Here is a 17,466-nt window from a genome sequence, read left to right on the forward strand (position 1 = left end):
TCCTACCGCGCCTCCTGGTCGTTGTCAGGGACTCGTACCGCCCATGACGGCCGCTCCGTCCCGTTGTGCCGGGGCAGTCTCTCGCTGCGACCGCGCAGCGCGGTGTGCAGCCCGTCCCACAGCGTGCCGTCGGTTCGGTCACGCGGATCGGGGGCGATCAGCACCACACCGATCACCGGAATGCGCTGGTCCGCGAGCTGCCGCGCGACGGTGTGCAGCCATGCGGCGCTGCCGTGCCCGGCACGCACCACGAGCACGGTCTGGGTGCCGAGGTACTGGAGGTCGGTCCACGCCGTGCCGGGCGCCACCGAGCCGACGCCCAGCCGGCGCTGCCGAGGCGATACGGCCGCGACACCCTCGCCGCTGACCACGGTCGGGTCTCCCGGCTTCGGGCGGCGCTTGGCGAGTCGCAGTCCGGGCAGACCATCGATGACGACCACTGGCTCGTCCGCCGTCACTGCCCTGGCGACGTTCAGGGCGATCACGCTCGCGCTGCGCACACAGCCCAGTTCCAGCAGGGACACCGGTTCCGTGGCGCCGCGCACGGTGCGGGCCAGGGTCACGGTGAGCCGTTCGCGTGCCGCCCGGGTCCGTCGGCGCTGCCACAGGCGACCCGACCGGCGGGGCAGCTCCGCGATGACCGAGGCGCCCAGGTTCGCCGCGATGTCCCTGCGCAACACGGGGCGGTCCGCCACCACCGTGCCGACCGCGGCCAGCGCGAGCCCGAGGGCGAGCCCGAGAACGAGCCCGATCGCGGAGTTGGTGACAGCGGCCTTGGGCAGGGAGCGCCGTACCGCGCGCGGGGCGTCCACGATCTGCGTACCGGAAATGACCTCGGGGGTGCCGGTGCGCGCCTCCGCGGCGCGCTGGTCGAAATCGGCGATCCGCGAGGTGAGTTCGGCCCGGCGGGCGAAGAGCGACTCGATGCTCGCCGACGCTTCCGGGTCGCCCTCCGGCGTCTGATCCCCGATCGCCTCGTTGATCTGGGCGAGTTCGTCCCGCATGCGATCACGTTGGTCGAGTAGGGCCTTGGCCTCGGCCTTCGCGGTTTCCTGCATCCGCCTCACGTGGTCGGCGACGAACGCGTCGGCCAGCGCCTTGGCCCGGGCCACCGCTTCCGCGTCGCTTTCACCGGTCACATCGATCTGCAACAGGTTGTTGGTCAGGCCGGTGCCCCGGTAGTCCCGCATGAAGTCCTCAGGATTTTCCGGGGACTTGAGGACCTGCAGGGCCTTGTCGGCGATCCGCGTGGTCTGCAGCAGCTCGACATCGGTACGGATCAGCGTTCCGGTGTCGTTCGGCTGGTCTTCCTTGTGCGCGACCAGCACCTTGGTCACCGCCCTAGGCGGTGGCGGCATCAGGACCGCCACCGCCGCGCCGGCCAGCAGGCCAAGGAGCGCCATGGCGCACCAGAGGCGGCGGCGCCTGCGCACCGCCACCGCCAGCGCCTGCAGGTCAAGGAGCGGAGCGGCGGCTGACGACTCCGAAGTCTTGCTCGTCGTCACACTGAACCTCCCGTCGCGTGGCCCCGAGCCGCGAGCGCCGGAGCGGCGTCGTCCGGAGCAGGACCGGCAGACCGCGTCGGACGGGCCCGGACCGGGCCGGCGACGACGAAGCCGACAACCTCGTGCCTGCCGTCCGCACACGCCTCGGCGATGCCGGCGAGCTCCTCCGCGGTCCAGCTGCCCGGGCTGAGGGCGACCAGAGCACCGGACTCGGTGCCGCGGTCCGGCACCATCGGCCGGTCCACCGAAACCTCCACCACCCGCAGCAGCGGATCGCTCTCGGCCTCGGCGACGAGCTGCCCGACGGCCCGGCGGGCGATCTCGTCGCCGTCCGGTACGACAACCAACAGCCGCCGGGGGGCGGGCAGTTGGTTCCGGAGGCGGGCGCACACCCGCCGGTAGCGGATCCGCCTGCCGGCCTCGTCGCCCGATCTCTGCGGGCTCGGTATGTCCCAGCGGGAGTCGACGCCGAGGAGTCGGCTGAACCGGGCCCGTGGGCCCCCGCTTTCTGGCCGGTGCGCGCGCCAGTCATCAGGCACGTCGACAGTGCCGAGCAGCGCCGAGCCCAGCGCCGCGGCGATCTCCGGTTCGGTGCGCAGCCGACGATTCATCCGTGCGGCGACAAGATGGCCGATGACCGCGAGCAGGAAGAACAGCAGCGCCCCCGCGAAGAGGAGTTGCACCCTCGTCGGCGGCGCCTCGCCGGTCTGCCGGGCCGCCGGCCCCATGACGACCATGCCGGCCATGCTGGTCGCCGGGTCCGCCTGGTCCAGCTTGGTCATGGCCTCTTCCAGCGAGGTGCGCAGCTTCTCGAGCGCGCTGCGGGCCTGCACGCTCTCCACGGTCTTCCCGGGATCGGCCGCATTGGCGAGTTCGGTGATGCGGCGGTTGGTCTCCTCCACCTTCTTCCGCAGCGCCTCGGGCCCCGTAGCCGCTTCGGAGTCGGTGCTGCCGCCTGCGATCCGCGCGGCGAACTTGACGAACTGCTGGGCCACTTGGTCGGAGAGCTGCTGCGCGCGCTCCGGGGTGTCGGCCGTACCCGAGATCTTGATGACGTTCCCGTCGGCGGCCTCGGCGCTCACTTGATCCCGCAGCTCAGCGCCGCTGACGCCGGTCCAGTCGAGAGCGGCGGCCGAGCGGTCGACCACCGAGGAACTCGTCGCGATGTCCACCTGGCTCAGCAGCTCGCGCTCTTCCCACTGCCCGGGCAGCAGGACCGATACCGACGTCGTGTACCGCGGCGGGAACACCACCGACGCGCCGAGGCCGACGAGCGCGCCCACCACGGCGAGGACGGCGAGAAGCCGCCGGCGCCGACGGAAAATCCGCCCGATCGTGACCAGGCGTATCGTGTCATCGCTCAACTGCGCTGCCTCTTCCCCGTGCGGACCTGGTCGCCCGCCGACACCGGAGTGTGGTCACGGCAGGCAGCGGCGTAGGCGGCGAGCAGCGACGCTTGCGAGTTCCGCCAGGAGAGCGGCCCGCTGATCCGTTCCTGGCCGATCTTGCCCATGCGGGCCCGCTTCTCCGGATCGTCAAGGAGCAGCGTGATCAGCCCCGCGAATTCTGCCTCGTCGTTGGCGGGCGCGTAGACGGCGGCGTCACCGGCGGAGACGCGCGCCTCCTTCACTTCGAACGAGACGATCGGCCGGCCCATCGCCATGTACTCCAGAACCTTGTTCATGGTCGATACGTCGTTGAGCGGATTGCGCGGGTCGGGGGCGAGGCATACGTCCGCGGTGGACAGGTAGCGCACCAAGTCGGCGTCCGGGATACGCCCGGTGAACTGCACCTGGTCGGAGAGCCCGAGCCGCCGGGACAGCTCCACCATCGCGTCGAAGGCGTCGCCGGCGCCGACGAACACCCCGTGCCAGTCGGTCCGCCCGAACTCGTCGCGCAGCTTCGCAAGGGCCCGCAGGGCGTAGTCGACACCGTCCTGAGGGCCCATGACGCCGAGGTAGCACAGCAGATGAGGCTTCCCACGCTTCAACCCCGGTTCGGACGGCACCGGTTGGAACCGGTCGACCGCGGGCGCGCTGCGTACCACGAAAACGTCCTCAGGCCGCCGACCACCGCGGCGCATCGCGACGTCCCGGTAGCTCTCGTTCGTGGCCAGCACGACATCCGCGGTCCGGTAGGTCCGCCGTTCCAGCGCGCACACGGCGCGATAGAGCAGATCTTCGCCGCGGTCGAACCGGGAGAGGTACAGCTCGGGTACCAGGTCGTGCTGGTCGAAGACGAACCGCGCGCCGCGCCGCTTCAGCCACAGTGCCGGCAGGAACAGCAGGTCGGGCGGGTTGCAGGCGTGGACCACGTCGACCGGGCCGACCTTGCGGGCCAGCCGGGCCGTGTGCCACAGCGCCGATCCGTACTCCCGCAAGTAGCCGGCGGGTCCTCCGGTGGCCGCGCGCAACGGGTAGCGGTGGATCCACACCCCGTCGATCTCCGCCTCCGGTTCCCTGTCCCGCTTTTCGCCCCGGGGACAGATGACGTGCACCTCCCAGCCCGCGTCGCGCAGCGTCGTGCACTCCTGCCACACCCGCCGGTCGAACGGCACCGACAGGTTTTCCACCAGGATCAGCGCGCGCCGGTCCGACCGGTCGCCGCTGATTGCGTCACCAAGCAAGGCCCATGTACCCCGGTTCGGCCCGGCGCGCCTCGGCGTCGGGAAGGTGGATGAGGTCGACTATCACCGGGCCGTCGCCATGCGGCAGCGCCGAAAGCACGGCGGGATCCCTGGTCCCGATCAGGCACACCTCGGCGTGCTCCAGCACCTCGTCGACGGAGTCCGCGAGCAGCTGCGCGAGGTGCGGCAGCCGGGTCTCGATGTACTCGCGGTTCGCGCCGATCAGCCGGGAGAGGCTCACATTGGCGTCGTGGATCCGCAGGTCGTAACCCTTGCCATGCAGCCTCTCCGCCAGCTCTACGAGCGGGCTCTCACGGAGGTCGTCGGTGCCGGGTTTGAAGGACAGCCCGAACAGGCCCACCCGGCGTTTGCCGCTGCGCTCGACCAGGTCCACCGCGCGCTGCAGATGTGCTGAGTTGGAGGGCAGCACGTGGGCGAGGATGGGCACCGAGATGTCGGCCCGCTGCGCCGCGTGCACCAGGCTGCGCAGGTCCTTGGGCAAGCAGGAGCCGCCAAAGGCGAAGCCGGGCCGCAGGTAGGCGGCGCTGATGTTCAGCTTGCGGTCGGCCAGGAACACGTCCATCACCTGGTGCGAGTCCACCCCGAGCGCCTGGCACACCGCGCCCAGCTCGTTCGCGAAGCCGATCTTGAGGCCATGGAACGCGTTGTCCGCGTACTTGATCGCCTCGGCCGTCGGGACCGGCACCCGGAACACCGCGCCGGGCAAGCCGTCGTACAGCGCCATCACTGCGTCGCCGCTTGCCGGGGAGAACTCGCCGATGACGGTCTTGGGCGGGTCGAAGAAGTCCCGCACACTCGTGCCCTCACGCAGGAACTCCGGGTTGACAGCGACCCCGATGTCCACCCCGGCCGTGCCGCCGACGTTCTTCTCCAGAATCGGCACCAGCAGGTTCAGGCAGGTGCCCGGGAGCATGGTGCTGCGGAACACGACGGTGTGCGGCCCGCCCCGATCGGCCAGCATGGCGCCGATCTGCTCGGTGACCCGCTCCAGATATGTGGTGCACAGGCTGCCGTTGGGCTCGGACGGCGTGCCCACGCAGACCAGCGATATCTCGCTGCCCATGATCGCCTCGCGGACGTCGCCGGTGGCGCGCAACGCTCCGGTCCGCACGGCCTCGGCGATGAGCTCGCCAATCCGCTCCTCGACCACCGGGGCCTTGCCCTCGTTGACCAGGTCGACCTTCACCTGGTTCACGTCCACCCCGATGACCTCGTGACCCATGCTGGCCAGGCACGCGGCCGACACGCAGCCCACGTAGCCGAGCCCGAAAACGCTGACCCTCATGAAGCGTCCTTCCCACCTGGCAGGCCCTTGTGGCCTGCGGTCCGCGCGTCAGCCGGACGACGGCTCCCGCGCATCAATAGGCCCCCTGGCCATGGAGCACCGCACGCAGCGTCTTCCACAAGATCACTGCGTCCAAGGCGAGCGACCAGTCCTCCACGTACCGCAGGTCGAGGCGGACCGCCTCCTCCCACGGCAAGTCGCTGCGTCCGCTGATCTGCCACAGACCGGTGAGCCCGGGCTTGACCAGCAGTCGACGCCGGATGTCCGGGCCGTACGCAGCGGACTCCTCCGGTAACGGAGGCCGCGGGCCGACGAGCGACATCGATCCGGTGAGCACGTTGAAAAGCTGCGGGAGCTCGTCGATCGAGTACCGGCGCAGCCCTGCTCCCACGCGGGTCACCCGCGGATCCCGGCGGAGCTTGAACAGCAGCCCTGCACCCTCGTTGTGGTCGGCCAGCTGGGCACGTGCCCCGTCAGCCCCGGCGACCATGGTGCGGAACTTGAGAATGGTGAACTCGCGGCCGCCCTTGCCGACCCTGCGCTGGCGGTAGAACGCCCCACCACGACTGTCCACCATCACGAGCAGTGCGACGAACGCCATCAGCGGCGCGAACAGCATCAGCAGGATCGCCGCGCCCATCCGGTCGACGACCCCTTTGATCGCCCGGCGGCCCCCGGTGAAGGTCGGCATGCTGACCCGTAGCAGCGGGATCCCGAGTACCGCATCGACGTGCAGCCGCGGGCCGGCCACTTCCATCAGCACGGGGGCCACGACCATCTCGGCATCGCTGCCTTCGAGGTTCCAGGCCAGCCGCTGCAGCCGGTCCGGTGACCAGTGCGGGTCCGGTGTGACCGCGACGACACGGTAGCCGTCGTGGCGGACGTGCTTGGCGACGTCCGTCAGTTGGCCGACGACCGGCACTCCGTCCAGGTGGTCACCGTCGAGACCGCGACCGTCCGTCGTGCACACCGCCTCCACCCGCCAGCCGAGGTGCGGGAACTTGCGGGTTCGGGTGATCAGGTCACGCACGGTGGCCGGGCTCCCGGCAGCGAGCACCGGTCTCAGGCACCGGCCTTCCCTCCGCTGTTTGTGCAGCCGGAGGCGGAGCAGATACCGCGCGGTCATGGTGACGAGCGCGATCGCGGGGATCGCGACGAAGATCCAGAGTTTGATGTTGCGCGAGGTGAGGGCGATCCCGCCGAGTGCCAGTACGACGGTCGCCGTGAACAGTGAGCGGCCGAGCCGGCGGAATTCCTCGGCGCCCTGGCCGAGCACGGCCGGAGCCCACGACCGGCTCACCGCAAGCGCTCCCAGCACAAGCAGCTCGGTGCCGAATGCGAGAATCCCCCACTTTTCGTGCCAGTTGGCCGCATCCCGGGCCCCGAAGAAGTTACCGATCGCCGCCACCACGAAGGCGGTGGCCACGGTATCGGTGGTGATCACGGTACGGCGGTACCGCTGCTCCCAATCGATCGCGGGCTGGCTGATTGCCCCGTTCGCCAGACGCCCGCGCTCCGACGGAAACGGGCCGACTAATCCCCCTTGCCGCACAAAACCCCCCAGGTCCCCAGTGGTTCGCCGTGTTCGCCTAACACTGTTCCTCCGCTGGGAGGCCCCCGCTCCCCGGCGCATGACATCGCAGCTATTTCAGCGCTACTTGAACAACTCCCCCAGGCAGTAGCAGATTCGCATGTTCGGCAGACTCTCGAGGTGTGCGGGAACCCTTGAACCTCGGTTGCTCGCCGCACCTAAGCCGTGTCTTGGGCGCCAAGAATTGATCACCGCACGTCCGGGCGCCCGGGATGCGACTGCTGGCTTTCCGTAGCGCCGGACCTATAGATCATTATTGGTCGCACAGTCTCCGAGCAGCTGAAGCAGGGTCAATCTAGACCATCGCGGCCAGCATGAAGAGGGGGGTGTGAGGAATTTGTGCTCACGCTTTGGAACTAGAGCACGGATCTGGGCAAAGTCCAACTGTCCTGTTTTCGAGGGTCCTTGACATGACTCCAGGTGCTACATCACGGTCATGTTCGCTCACTCCGAGCAGACCACGAGGCCTATTCACGGGGTTTCACCAGCCCTTTTTGTAGAAGGTGAGGGCGGTGACGGTTTTGGCGAGGAGGGGGAACTTGGCCAGGGGGCCGCGGTAGCGGGTCGCGAGGATCTTCCAGTCCTTCAGGAGGCTTATTCACGGGGTCACCAGCCGTTCTTGTAGAAGGCGAGGGCGGTGACGGTCTTGGCGACGAGGGGGAACCGGGTGAGAGGGCCGCGATAGCGAGTGGCGAGGACCTTCCAGTCCTTCAGATGTGCGATCGCTCGTTCGACGGCGGCGCGGAGCTTGCCGATGCTCTGGTTGAACACCTTGTCTTTGACGGGGCGTTCCTGACCGGGTGGCTTGCGGCGGGCGGTGAGCATGCCGGAGCCGGCATAGCCCAGATCCCCCATGCTCTCCCGGTCGGCGAAGGCTTTGGGAAAGTGGGACTGGCGCCAGGCGTACATGTCGTGCCGACTGCCGGGTACCGGCGCGGAGACGGCGAGCAGGTCCCCGCTGAGAGTGGCGGCGACCTGCAGGTTGAAGCCTGTGTCATGATGCTTGCCGGAGAACATCGTGGTGCCCTCGCTCGCCCAGTCCCACGTGGTGACCAGGGTCCCGTCGGCCAGGACGATCCTGCCGTGTGAGGCGTCGGCGGGGTCGGGCACATGCTCGGCCAGGGCCGTCTCCACCACCGGGAGCAGCGTGGTCCACCGGCGCGAGACGGTGGCCTGGGAGATGTGGAACAGTTCCGCCGCCGCTTGCTGGACGGGGTTCTGCCGCAGCAGGAACAACACCAGGACCACGGACTTGTACAGGCCCAGCGCCCACATCGGTCCCGGCACCACGGGCGGATCGGGGTCCTCCACCAGCATCGTGTGGACCCGGACCACCAAGGCCTCCAGTTGATCCGCTTCCAGCCCTGTCGTAACGTTCCAGCTCAACGGCCCTACCCCGGTGGAAAACTGACGTCGTCGCAAACGCCAGGCTACCGAGCAGGGCCGTCTTGCTGATCAAGAAACCAAGCCCGTGAATAACCCTCCGGTTCTGACGAGCATTGCTGCGGGTGTGGTGGTCCTGGACAAGGATCTGAAGGTCAGGAGCTGGAACCGGGGAGCCGTCGATCTGTGGGGACTGCGTGCTGACGAGGTTCTGGAAGAGCCCTTCTTCGAGCTGGACTTCGGTCTGCCCACTGATGCGTTGCTGCCCGTCGTGCAGCGGTGCCTGGAGACCCGCAAGCGCTCCGGCCCGGTCGCCGTGGAGGCCCTGAACCGCATCGGCCGGTCCATCACCTGTGACGTGTTCTTCTCTCCGTTCGACCGCCACAATTGCGGTGTCGTCCTGATGATGGAAGAAAGCCGAAGCGACAACCCCGAGTGACCCCGAGGCGTACGCTGCGCTGCATGGACCCGCAAAGGCGCGAACGCGAGGAGGACCTCAGCCTGGCAGCTGTGGCACGGCGTCGGGCTGCGCAAGCCCGTGAGCGCGCGGACCGGGCGGAGGCAGTCGCCGAGCGGCACGAACTCTTGGCGAAAGAACCCGGGCGTGAAATCCACGCCCAGATCGCAGAGACGCACCGGAGAACAGCCGCATGCCATCGTGCCTCGGCCCAGCTCCAGGAGGACTTCGCCCGCCGCACCGCGCAATGGGACCGGGGCCACCGCACCCGACCGCGGTTCATGACCAGTGTCGCCGAGGCGTGCGGCACGAACAGCGCGGCCGTCACGCTGGTCGACGGCGGCCAGAACCAGCTCGCGATCGCCGTGTCCGACGAACGGTCCCGGGCAGCCCAGGAACTGGAGTTCGTTCTCGGCGACGGGCCGACACGTGACGCGGCGTCGGCACGCCGCCCGCTCCATGCATCCGGGCGGGCAATGGAGGCCCACTGGCCCGGTTACGGGGCCGGCCTTGCCTCGCTGGGCATCGCCTCGGTGGCCGCCCTACCGCTCCCGTCGCAGAACAGCTGCATGGGGGTGCTGACTGTCTTCGATCCACAGCCGGTACCCGCGACGCTCGCCGACCTCACCGAGGTAGCCGCCGCCCTCTCCCCCATCGTTCTCCTCGGCCCCGACGCCGATGCCAGCCTCTACGGCGAAATCGACATCCGCCCAACCGTTCTGCAGGCGACGGGCGTGCTTTCCGAGCAGCTCGGTCGCCCCGTCCCCGACGCGCTGGCACTGATCAAGGCCCGGGCGTTCGCCGAGGGGATATCGATCGAGACCATCGCGCGGCAGATCGTGCACGGAGACCTGAATCTCAGCTGACAAAGAGGCATCATGAGACCCGACCAGCGGCTGGCCGACGTATTCATAGCCTTGGCCGGCAGCACGGCGAACGGTCCGCTGGACGTGCCCGCAACCCTTTCCGCGCTGGCCAATTGTGCCCCGTCCCTGCTCGGTACCCGGGCCGCGACCGTGGTGTTCGCCCCCGACGGTTACAAGACAGCACAAGTGACAGGCTCAGAGCCCGAACTGTTCCGCCTGGAACACGAGGCTGTCGGATGGCGCGAAGGCCCTGGCCACGACTGCCACCAAAGCGGCGGGTTCCGGGCCCAGTCGGCACTCGAGGGCCGCCCTGCCAGGCAACGCTGGCCGCACTACACCCCACGCGCCCTGCGACTCGGCTACACCCGCGTGGCAGCCCTCCCTCTGCGCGAACCCACGGGCACCAGTGGGGCCCTCGTCCTGCTGTCCCGCGAACAGCACGCCTTCACCCCGGACGCACTCGCCCTCGGCCAGTCCATGGCAGACTTCACCGCCGTCATGCTGGAACGTGCTCGCGAAGCTGATCGCAGCCGGACGCTCGCCACCCAACTGGAATCGGCTCTGAACAGCCGGGTGGTCATCGAACAGGCCAAGGGCATAGTCGCAACCCGCAAAGCGGTAACCCTGGACGAGGCTTTCGACCTCCTGCGTAAACACGCCCGTGCACATCAGCGACCGGTGAGAGACGTGGCCCGCGAGGTGGTTGATGACCATGAGGATCCAGGTGCCGCTGATCCCTCAGTGTGACACCTGGTGGACCCTCCCCAATGCCGTTGTTTGAATGGTGGAGTTGGCGGGGGTGTCCGGTGAGACCGTGGGGTGGTGCTCGTGGCCGGGCATGGGTCAGGCATGGGTCATCCGTGGGTGGGGCTGTCTGATCGGGTACGGCTGGGGCTGCTGACGCGGTGGGTGACGCCAGCGCTGGTGGACGAGGTGCTGGGCGGGTGCCGCAAGCGGGACCGGCGGCCGGGTGCTCTGCCGGCTGGCTTCACGGTGTACTTCACGCTGGCCCTGGCCCTGTTCCATCAGGACTCCTATGACGATGTCGCGGAGAACCTGACGGGCGCGATCGCCGGGATGGGCGAACACATCCCGAACAGGGCGTCGTTCACCCGTGCCCGGGAGCGTCTGGGGCCTGAGGTGCTGGAGATGCTGTTCCGGAGACTGGCCGGGCCGCTGGCCCCGCCCGGGCTGGCGGGATCCTTCTGGCGGGGGATGCGTCTTGCCGCGGTGGACGGGTTCCTGCTGGACGTGCCGGACAACGAGGCCAACCGGCACGCCTTCGGCGGCCCGAAGGACTCGCGCGGAAAACCAGGAGGATTTCCGCAGGTCCGGGTCGTGACACTGACCGAGACCGGCACCCACGCCGCCATCGACGCACGGGTGGGCGGCTTCAACGGCGGCGAACGCGACCTGGCCGTCGCCATGGCTACTTCGGCCGACGGAATGCTCGTGATCATGGACCGGGGCTTTCCCGGAGTGGAACTGTGGAAGGCATACACCACCGCCGGTGCACACCTTCTGCTGCGGGCGCGCTCCTGCGTCGCGCGTCGTCCGGTGCAGCGCCTGCCCGACGGCACTTACCTGGCGCGGATGAACCTCGGCGGGCAGAAAGGCGCGCACCCGGGCGGCGTACTGGTCCGTGTGATCGAGTACCGCGTCGACGGCGGCGAGGTGATCCGGCTCCTGACCGATCTCTTCGACACAGACACCTACCCCGCGGACGAACTCGCGGCCCTGTATCACGAGAGGTGGGAGGCGGAATCTTCATACCGCCAGCTCAAGACCTTCCAGCGCGGCCGGCAGGAAGTACTGCGGTCGGCCGACCCGGCACTGGTGCGCCAGGAAGTATGGGCACACCTGATCGTCCACTACTGCCTGACCGGCATCATCATGCGGCTCGCCGACGGTCACGGCATCGACCCGGACCGCATCTCGTTCGTCAAGGTCCTCAAGCACGCGCGACGCAGCGTGATCCGGCAGTGCGCCGATACTCCCGCAAAGATCGGGAAGTTCCTGGCCCTGCTGTCCGCGAAGGTGTGCCGGAAACTCGACAATGGCACCCGGCGTCTACGCGAGGCCGACAGGTTTCTCAAACGCCCCAACTCGCTGTACTCCTACCGGCCCAAGGACCAGCAACGTGCACCAGCACGCCGGGTACCTGCCAAGGCCATCACGCTGCAGCCCACGATGATTCAGTAGTCAAACAACGGCATTGGGACCCTCCCCCTGAGTGGTGGACACCTTCGATCAGCCCCGGTGAGGGGCTGGCAGGAGGATCACTTATGGTGATGAAGGTCTATTCGCCCGAGTTCAAGGCCGACGCGGTCGCGCTGTACCACTCGGACCCCGACCTTACGATCGTGCAGGCCGCCCGCGATCTGGGGATCAACCCGGAGACGCTGCGGAACTGGATCCGCGCCGACCGCGCCCGCGCCGACAGCCCCACGAAGAACACGAAGGACACACCGGTGAGCAAGGCCACGAAGGAAGAACTGGAGGCCGAGTTAGCGGCCCTGCGCAAGGAGAACGCCGCCTTGCGGAAGGACAACGCGACCCTGGCCACGGAGCGGGACATCTTGCGTAAGGCGACGAAGTTTTTCGCCGCGGAGATGAGCTGGTGAGTCGCTGCCAGTTCATCGAGGACCACCGCAAGACCTTCAAGGTCACGCGACTGTGCCAGGTGCTCGAAGTGGCCCGCTCCACCTACTACAAGTGGCGCGAGGCCCGCGCTGCCCGGGCCGAGCGCGAGCAGGCCGATGAGGTGCTGGCCGGCAAGATCCGCACCATCCACACCGACTCCGGCGGCACTTACGGCGCCCCGCGCATCACCGCCGAGCTGCGGGATACACACGGCATGGAGATCAATGAGAAGAGGGTCGCCCGCGTGATGCGCAAGTTCCGTATCGCCGGCTTCCGCCTGCGCAAGAAGGTACGTACGACTGTCCCCGAGCCGTCGGCCACGCCCGTTGCGGACCTGTTCCGACGCAACTTCTCGGCGCCCGCGCCAAACCAGAAGTACATGGGCGACATCACGTATCTGCCTGTCGGCGATGGCGAGCATCTGTATCTGGCGACCGTCATCGACTGTTTCTCCCGCCGCGTGGCGGGCTGGTCGATCGCCGACCACATGCGCACCGAGCTCGTCGCCGACGCACTCAGGATGGCCGCCGCCACCCGCGGCAGCCTCGAAGGCGCGGTCTTCCACAGCGATCACGGGGCGCAATACGGGTCGCGCCAATTCGCTGATCTCTGCGCTGAGCTGGGCGTGACCCAGTCCATGGGCGCGGTCGGAACGAGCGCGGACAACGCCGCCTGCGAGTCCTTCCACGCGTCCCTCAAACGGGAGATCCTCCAGGGCGCCCGGCGCTTCGACGGGGCCGAGGCCTGCCGGCGCACCGTGTTCCGCTGGCTGACGCGGTACAACACCTGGCGCCGCCACTCGGCGAACGGACAGCTCAGCCCCGTCGCCTACGAACAGCTGTCAGCTACCCTGACACTCGCCGCATAACGAAACGAACAGGTGTCCACCCCTCGGGGGGAAGGCCCGTTCAACCAGAGCATCGGCAAGCTCCGCGTCGCCGTCGAACGAGCGATCGCACATCTGAAGGACTGGAAGGTCCTCGCCACTCGCTATCGCGGCCCTCTCACCCGGTTCCCCCTCGTCGCCAAGACCGTCACCGCCCTCGCCTTCTACAAGAACGGCTGGTGACCCCGTGAATAAGCCTCCCAGAGCGTGAAGACCTCCACCAACGTGCCCCTGACCAGCCAGGGAACCGATGCAGCAAAGAAGATCGTCGGGAGGAAGCGCGGCATCCTCACCGACACGATCGGCCTCATCCTTGCCGTGACCGTCACCGCCGCCGGCCTCTCGGAGAACGCCCTGGGAATACGACTCCTCGACCAGGCGAAGGAGAAGTACCCGACCATCTCCAAGAGCTGGGTCGACACCGGCTTCAAGAACGCCGTCGTCGAGCACGGCGCCAGCCTCGGAATCGATGTCGAAGTCGTCAACAGAAACCCGGATAGCCGTGGGTTTCACGTCGTGAAAGGCGCTGGGTGGTCGAGCGGAGTATCGGCTGGATCATGATGCACCGGCGCCTCGCCCGCGACTACGAGACCCTCACCGCCAGCTCCGAAGCCATGATCCACATCGCCTCGGTCGACAACCTCGCCAGGCGCATAACGGACGAGACCACCCCCACCTGGCGAGGAACTTACTAGGGCATCAAGGGCAATCTGCCTACCTCAAACGCCCTCTAAGGCAGAGGCACGGTGTACGAGGTCCCGGGGCATCGTGGGCGACGTCGCCTCTCCGCCCGGTAGCAGATGCGCTTCTTCGCTGTCCTCACGATGTCTGCCAGGCGGCGAGTACATCCTCACGTGACCACACCAGTTCTACGCCGTCGCGCGCCACGCCCTTTGCAAGACCCGACAGCGACACGACCGCCAATCCGGTACGGCCGGGGTCGAAGCCGGGCACCTGTACCGCGCCGCGCTTCAGGGCTGCGACGTCGTGGTTGTCAAACGGCGTCTCCAACCACTTGATCGACCCTACGAAGTCGATCCTGCCGGCGACCGGCGCCTGGTCGGCGCCGACCAGGTCGAGCTCGGGGTTGAACTGCCGGTTCCACCAGCCGCCGATGACCTCGGTGTCCGGCCACGGCAAGTCGCCAGCAGCGGCCGCCAGCTCCAGCGCCTCACGCACGAGCGGCTCCACCGCGCGGCCCCGCCAGCTCGACCACTGCCGTTCGATCGCCCGGAAGCCCACCGCCGGACGGCCGCGCCGAGCCTGCTCCTGGACCGAGCGCAGGACACCCAGATACAGCCGCAGATTGCTGTCCGCCACCCGGTACAGGCCCGGTTTGCCCGGCCGCGTCGACAGCGGCTGCTCGACGGCCAGGACGTGCTTCTCCTCCACCAGCCGGCGCAGCAGCGGTGAGAGCGTGCCCGAGGGCAGCGCGCCCTCCCGGCTGCCGGCAGTCGCCGCGATGTTGGCGTGCGTGCGGTCGCCAGTGCCGATCGCCTCCAGCACCCGGCGGGCCGTGTCCGGCCCGGGGAACTCGGCCATCAGCGTCGTCTCAGGCACCCCGAAGACCGGGGAGGCCGGGTCAGCGCACTCGGCACGCAGGAACTCCAGCGCAGGCGTGCCATGCGGCCAGACCCGCAGGATGCCGGGCAGCCCACCGGACACCAGATGGGCATCGAGCGCAGCAGCGCCGGTCAGACCCAGCGCCGCGCCGGTCTCGGCGGGGTTCAGCGGGCCCAGCACCAGGTTGTCCGCGCGGCCGTAGAACGGGCGGTCGTAGGCGGTGAGCCGCTCCATCATGTGCAGATCCGAGCCGAGCAGCAGCAACAACACCGGCCGCGTGGACAGCAGCCGGTCCCAGGCCGTCTGCAGCGCACCGTCGAAGATGTCGTCCTGCTCACTCAGCCACGGCAGCTCATCGAGCACCACCACACACGGCTCGTCGGGCAGCGCCCGAGCCAGAATCCGAAAGACATCCGGCCAGGCCACGTTCCGAAGCTGCGGCACGAGGTCGCGGGCCTGGTCAGCGACGAGCGGAGAGTCGCGCAGTTCGGCGAGCAGCGCTGCGCAGGCCTCGACGGGAGAGGCACCCTTCGTCGCCGTGAAGTACATGTAGGGCACCCCGGCCCGGTTGCAGAACTCCTGCACCAGCCGGCTCTTGCCGACCTGCCGACGGCCCCGGATAGCCAGGGCCACCCCGCTGCCCGAGGCGCCGACCCGTGCCAGGCGCTTGTCCAACAGCGCCAGCTCCTGGACCCGCCCGATGAACCCGCTCACCGCCACATCCACCACTCCGCCTATGTAGACAGCATCTACGTAGATGGAAACTATATGAATGCTCCCGACGGGCGCAAACGCGTGCACGAGCAGTGCCGCCGGAGCAGACCGGCGGCATCGGCAATCTCCCGCCGTGCCGGCTCCGGCCGGGAGGGAGTGGCGGCGGGGGCGGGCCGTGCCCTCACCCGGTGCCCGTACGTCAGTTACTGAGGTCGGCGTCTCGGGGTCAGCCCGGTCTGTCACGGCAGCTGTAGTTCCTGGTCGGTAGGGCATTGTTGCTGGTCAAGTCGTTGCGGCTGCGGTGATGTTGTTCCAGTGGCAGTGGGCCTGGGCGGCCTGATGCTGATGGCGGCGACGCCAGGCGGACCAGCGCAGTACGTGGTCGTAGGTGGGGGGCGTTCCGTCAACCGGCCATCTCGGGCGGTCTGCTCAGAGGGGTGAATCTGCTGTGTGGGGGGTGCGTTCCGGCATCTTCCGTGCCAGGTCGGGGAGATCTATCCGGGGGCGTCCCGGTCTCCTGCTGCGGTGGGGAGGACTCTCCCCGTGCTCTTCGTTGGGACGCTGTGCTTATGCGGGCTCGCCCGCAAAGTAACGTGAGGAAACTACTGTGACCGAGCCCTTCGTCAGGCCGATGTTCTACATGCCATTTGCCTCGGGAGGTGTGCACCCCCACTGCGACATGGCGCGCGAGCACACCAAGGTGTGGGCGCGGACCATGGGATTGTTCGACCCGGAGTACGAGGAACTCTCGGACGGGGCCTGGAGCGAGGCGCGCTGTATCGCGGCTGACATCCCGAAGTTCGCCGCCATGACCACTCCGGACGTGGCGCCGGCCGAACTGGAGCTGGGCGCGGACTGGCACACTGCCACGTGGTTCTTCGACGACGTCTTCCTGCCGGGCTGCCTGAAGTCCGGTGACCGTGCGGATACCCGGGCCCGCCTGGATCGGCTGCTGGCCTTCATGCCGGTACGACCCCAGATGCCGCCACTGCTGCCCAACAACGCGCTCGAACGGTGCCTCACCGATCTGTGGGCCCGCAGCGCCTGGCGGATGAGCGAGGACTGGCGTCGGCGGATCACCGGGGCCTGGCGCACCTACTTCGCCGGCTCGCTGTGGGAAGTGGACAACTTACAGCGCGAGCGCCACCCCGACTACATCGACTACTTCCAGATGCGCCGTGACTTCGGCGCTGCCGGGATCGCGGCCGCTCTGCTGGAGATGGCTTGCGGGACAGAGATCCGGCAGGACGTCTACGACAGCCAGCCCTTCCAGGCCCTCTTCCAGGCATACCGGGACCTCGCCGACCTCAACAACGACGTCGTCTCCTACGCCAAGGACGAGGCGTCGGGCGAGACGGCCAACAACGCCGTCAACGCGCTGCAGCGACAGCTGGGATGCAGCCTGCAGCAGGCCGCGGACCTCACCAACGACCTGATGACCTCCCGCGTCCACACCCTGCAGACTGCCGCGGACGAAGACCTCCCCGCACTGCTCCACGAGCGCGGCACCTCGCGCCATGAGCAGCAGCAGATCGCGCGATACATTCGCGCACTACAGACCTGGCTGGCTGGCTCCTACGACTGGCACGAGACCACCGCACGGTACGGTGCCCCGGCTGCCGGCCTGCACCTGCCCACCGGCCTCGGCACCTCGGCCGCGCGGTGCCTGCAGAATCTCCACCTCAGCGGAGCTCGCCGGTAGGGGACTCACAGCTGCGCACCAGACCTTTCGTGGCGCCGGAAGTACAGCACGATGACGGCGACGAAGCTTCCCCGGGTGTGTCCGGAAGGTCGTGTAAGTCCGTGATCTGATGACTGTGGCGGGGTCGGGTGGCCCCGCCGGGTCGGAGAGGCAAGATCGCGTGACTGAGACTGAGTTATCCGGGGCTGCTGTTGGCGGGCAGCTCCCGCAGGAGCAGGTTGAGG

The 17,466-nt window shown here is 68.4% G+C and carries 14 protein-coding genes and 1 pseudogene; 8 read left to right on the top strand and 7 right to left on the bottom strand.

Annotated features, from left to right (window positions below):
* Window positions 1-2: 2 nt before the first annotated feature.
* From ABIE67_RS02270 to ABIE67_RS02295, 6 genes are all read right to left on the bottom strand, one after another.
* Window positions 3-1,505 (bottom strand): Wzz/FepE/Etk N-terminal domain-containing protein, encoded by a 1,503-nt coding sequence (locus tag ABIE67_RS02270; protein WP_370252494.1) that lies wholly within the window; start codon window positions 1,503-1,505, stop codon window positions 3-5.
* Entirely contained in the window at window positions 1,502-2,869 is a 1,368-nt protein-coding gene (locus tag ABIE67_RS02275; RefSeq protein ID WP_370252496.1) for a polysaccharide biosynthesis protein, read from the bottom strand. Before ABIE67_RS02275 ends, ABIE67_RS02270 begins: the two co-directional genes overlap by 4 nt.
* On the bottom strand, window positions 2,866-4,131 hold the full coding sequence (locus tag ABIE67_RS02280) for a glycosyltransferase family 4 protein (RefSeq protein ID WP_370252498.1): 1,266 nt from the start codon (window positions 4,129-4,131) through the stop codon (window positions 2,866-2,868). Before ABIE67_RS02280 ends, ABIE67_RS02275 begins: the two co-directional genes overlap by 4 nt.
* Window positions 4,121-5,437, bottom strand: a complete 1,317-nt coding sequence (locus tag ABIE67_RS02285) for a nucleotide sugar dehydrogenase (RefSeq protein WP_370252500.1) — start codon at window positions 5,435-5,437, stop codon at window positions 4,121-4,123. Before ABIE67_RS02285 ends, ABIE67_RS02280 begins: the two co-directional genes overlap by 11 nt.
* Before the next feature lie 73 nt (window positions 5,438-5,510).
* The gene (locus tag ABIE67_RS02290) at window positions 5,511-6,989 is read right to left on the bottom strand and encodes a sugar transferase (RefSeq protein WP_370268079.1); all 1,479 of its coding nucleotides are present in this window, start codon (window positions 6,987-6,989) and stop codon (window positions 5,511-5,513) included.
* A 645-nt stretch (window positions 6,990-7,634) separates the two neighbouring features.
* Window positions 7,635-8,414, bottom strand: a complete 780-nt coding sequence (locus ABIE67_RS02295; protein ID WP_370252502.1) for a transposase family protein — start codon at window positions 8,412-8,414, stop codon at window positions 7,635-7,637.
* 85 nt (window positions 8,415-8,499) lie between these two features.
* Here ABIE67_RS02295 and ABIE67_RS02300 point away from each other — a divergent pair, with 85 nt between their 5' ends.
* The 7 genes and pseudogenes from ABIE67_RS02300 to ABIE67_RS02330 form a co-directional block, all read left to right on the top strand.
* Window positions 8,500-8,850, top strand: coding sequence for a PAS domain-containing protein (locus ABIE67_RS02300; protein ID WP_370252504.1), 351 nt, complete (start codon window positions 8,500-8,502; stop codon window positions 8,848-8,850).
* Window positions 8,851-9,149: 299 nt separating this feature from the next.
* Complete coding sequence (locus tag ABIE67_RS02305; protein WP_370252506.1) at window positions 9,150-9,734, top strand: GAF and ANTAR domain-containing protein; 585 nt, start codon at window positions 9,150-9,152, stop codon at window positions 9,732-9,734.
* A 12-nt stretch (window positions 9,735-9,746) separates the two neighbouring features.
* Complete coding sequence (locus ABIE67_RS02310; protein ID WP_370252508.1) at window positions 9,747-10,481, top strand: ANTAR domain-containing protein; 735 nt, start codon at window positions 9,747-9,749, stop codon at window positions 10,479-10,481.
* Window positions 10,482-10,598: 117 nt separating this feature from the next.
* Window positions 10,599-11,936, top strand: a complete 1,338-nt coding sequence (locus ABIE67_RS02315) for an IS4 family transposase (protein ID WP_370252510.1) — start codon at window positions 10,599-10,601, stop codon at window positions 11,934-11,936.
* Between the two features lie 83 nt (window positions 11,937-12,019).
* Window positions 12,020-13,245, top strand: a protein-coding gene (locus tag ABIE67_RS02320) for an IS3 family transposase (RefSeq protein ID WP_370252217.1) whose coding sequence is annotated in 2 segments (ribosomal slippage) — window positions 12,020-12,332 and window positions 12,332-13,245 — 1,227 coding nt in all. Because the reading frame shifts where the segments join, the coding sequence is not laid out codon by codon here.
* Between the two features lie 12 nt (window positions 13,246-13,257).
* Window positions 13,258-13,446, top strand: a complete 189-nt coding sequence (locus tag ABIE67_RS02325; RefSeq protein ID WP_370252512.1) for a hypothetical protein — start codon at window positions 13,258-13,260, stop codon at window positions 13,444-13,446.
* Between the two features lie 15 nt (window positions 13,447-13,461).
* Window positions 13,462-13,958, top strand: a pseudogene (locus ABIE67_RS02330) (transposase); the annotation flags it as partial.
* A gap of 124 nt (window positions 13,959-14,082) precedes the next feature.
* Here the strand turns inward: ABIE67_RS02330 and ABIE67_RS02335 are convergent.
* A complete protein-coding gene (locus tag ABIE67_RS02335) occupies window positions 14,083-15,552 on the bottom strand; it encodes an ATP-binding protein (RefSeq protein ID WP_370252514.1) in 1,470 nt (489 codons plus the stop codon).
* A gap of 595 nt (window positions 15,553-16,147) precedes the next feature.
* On the opposite strand from ABIE67_RS02335, the gene ABIE67_RS02340 reads away from it, so the two are divergent.
* A complete protein-coding gene (locus ABIE67_RS02340) occupies window positions 16,148-17,242 on the top strand; it encodes a hypothetical protein (protein ID WP_370252518.1) in 1,095 nt (364 codons plus the stop codon).
* The last annotated feature ends 224 nt before the right edge of the window (window positions 17,243-17,466 follow it).

Source organism: Streptomyces sp. V4I8, assembly GCF_041261225.1.
Lineage (GTDB): Bacteria > Actinomycetota > Actinomycetes > Streptomycetales > Streptomycetaceae > Streptomyces.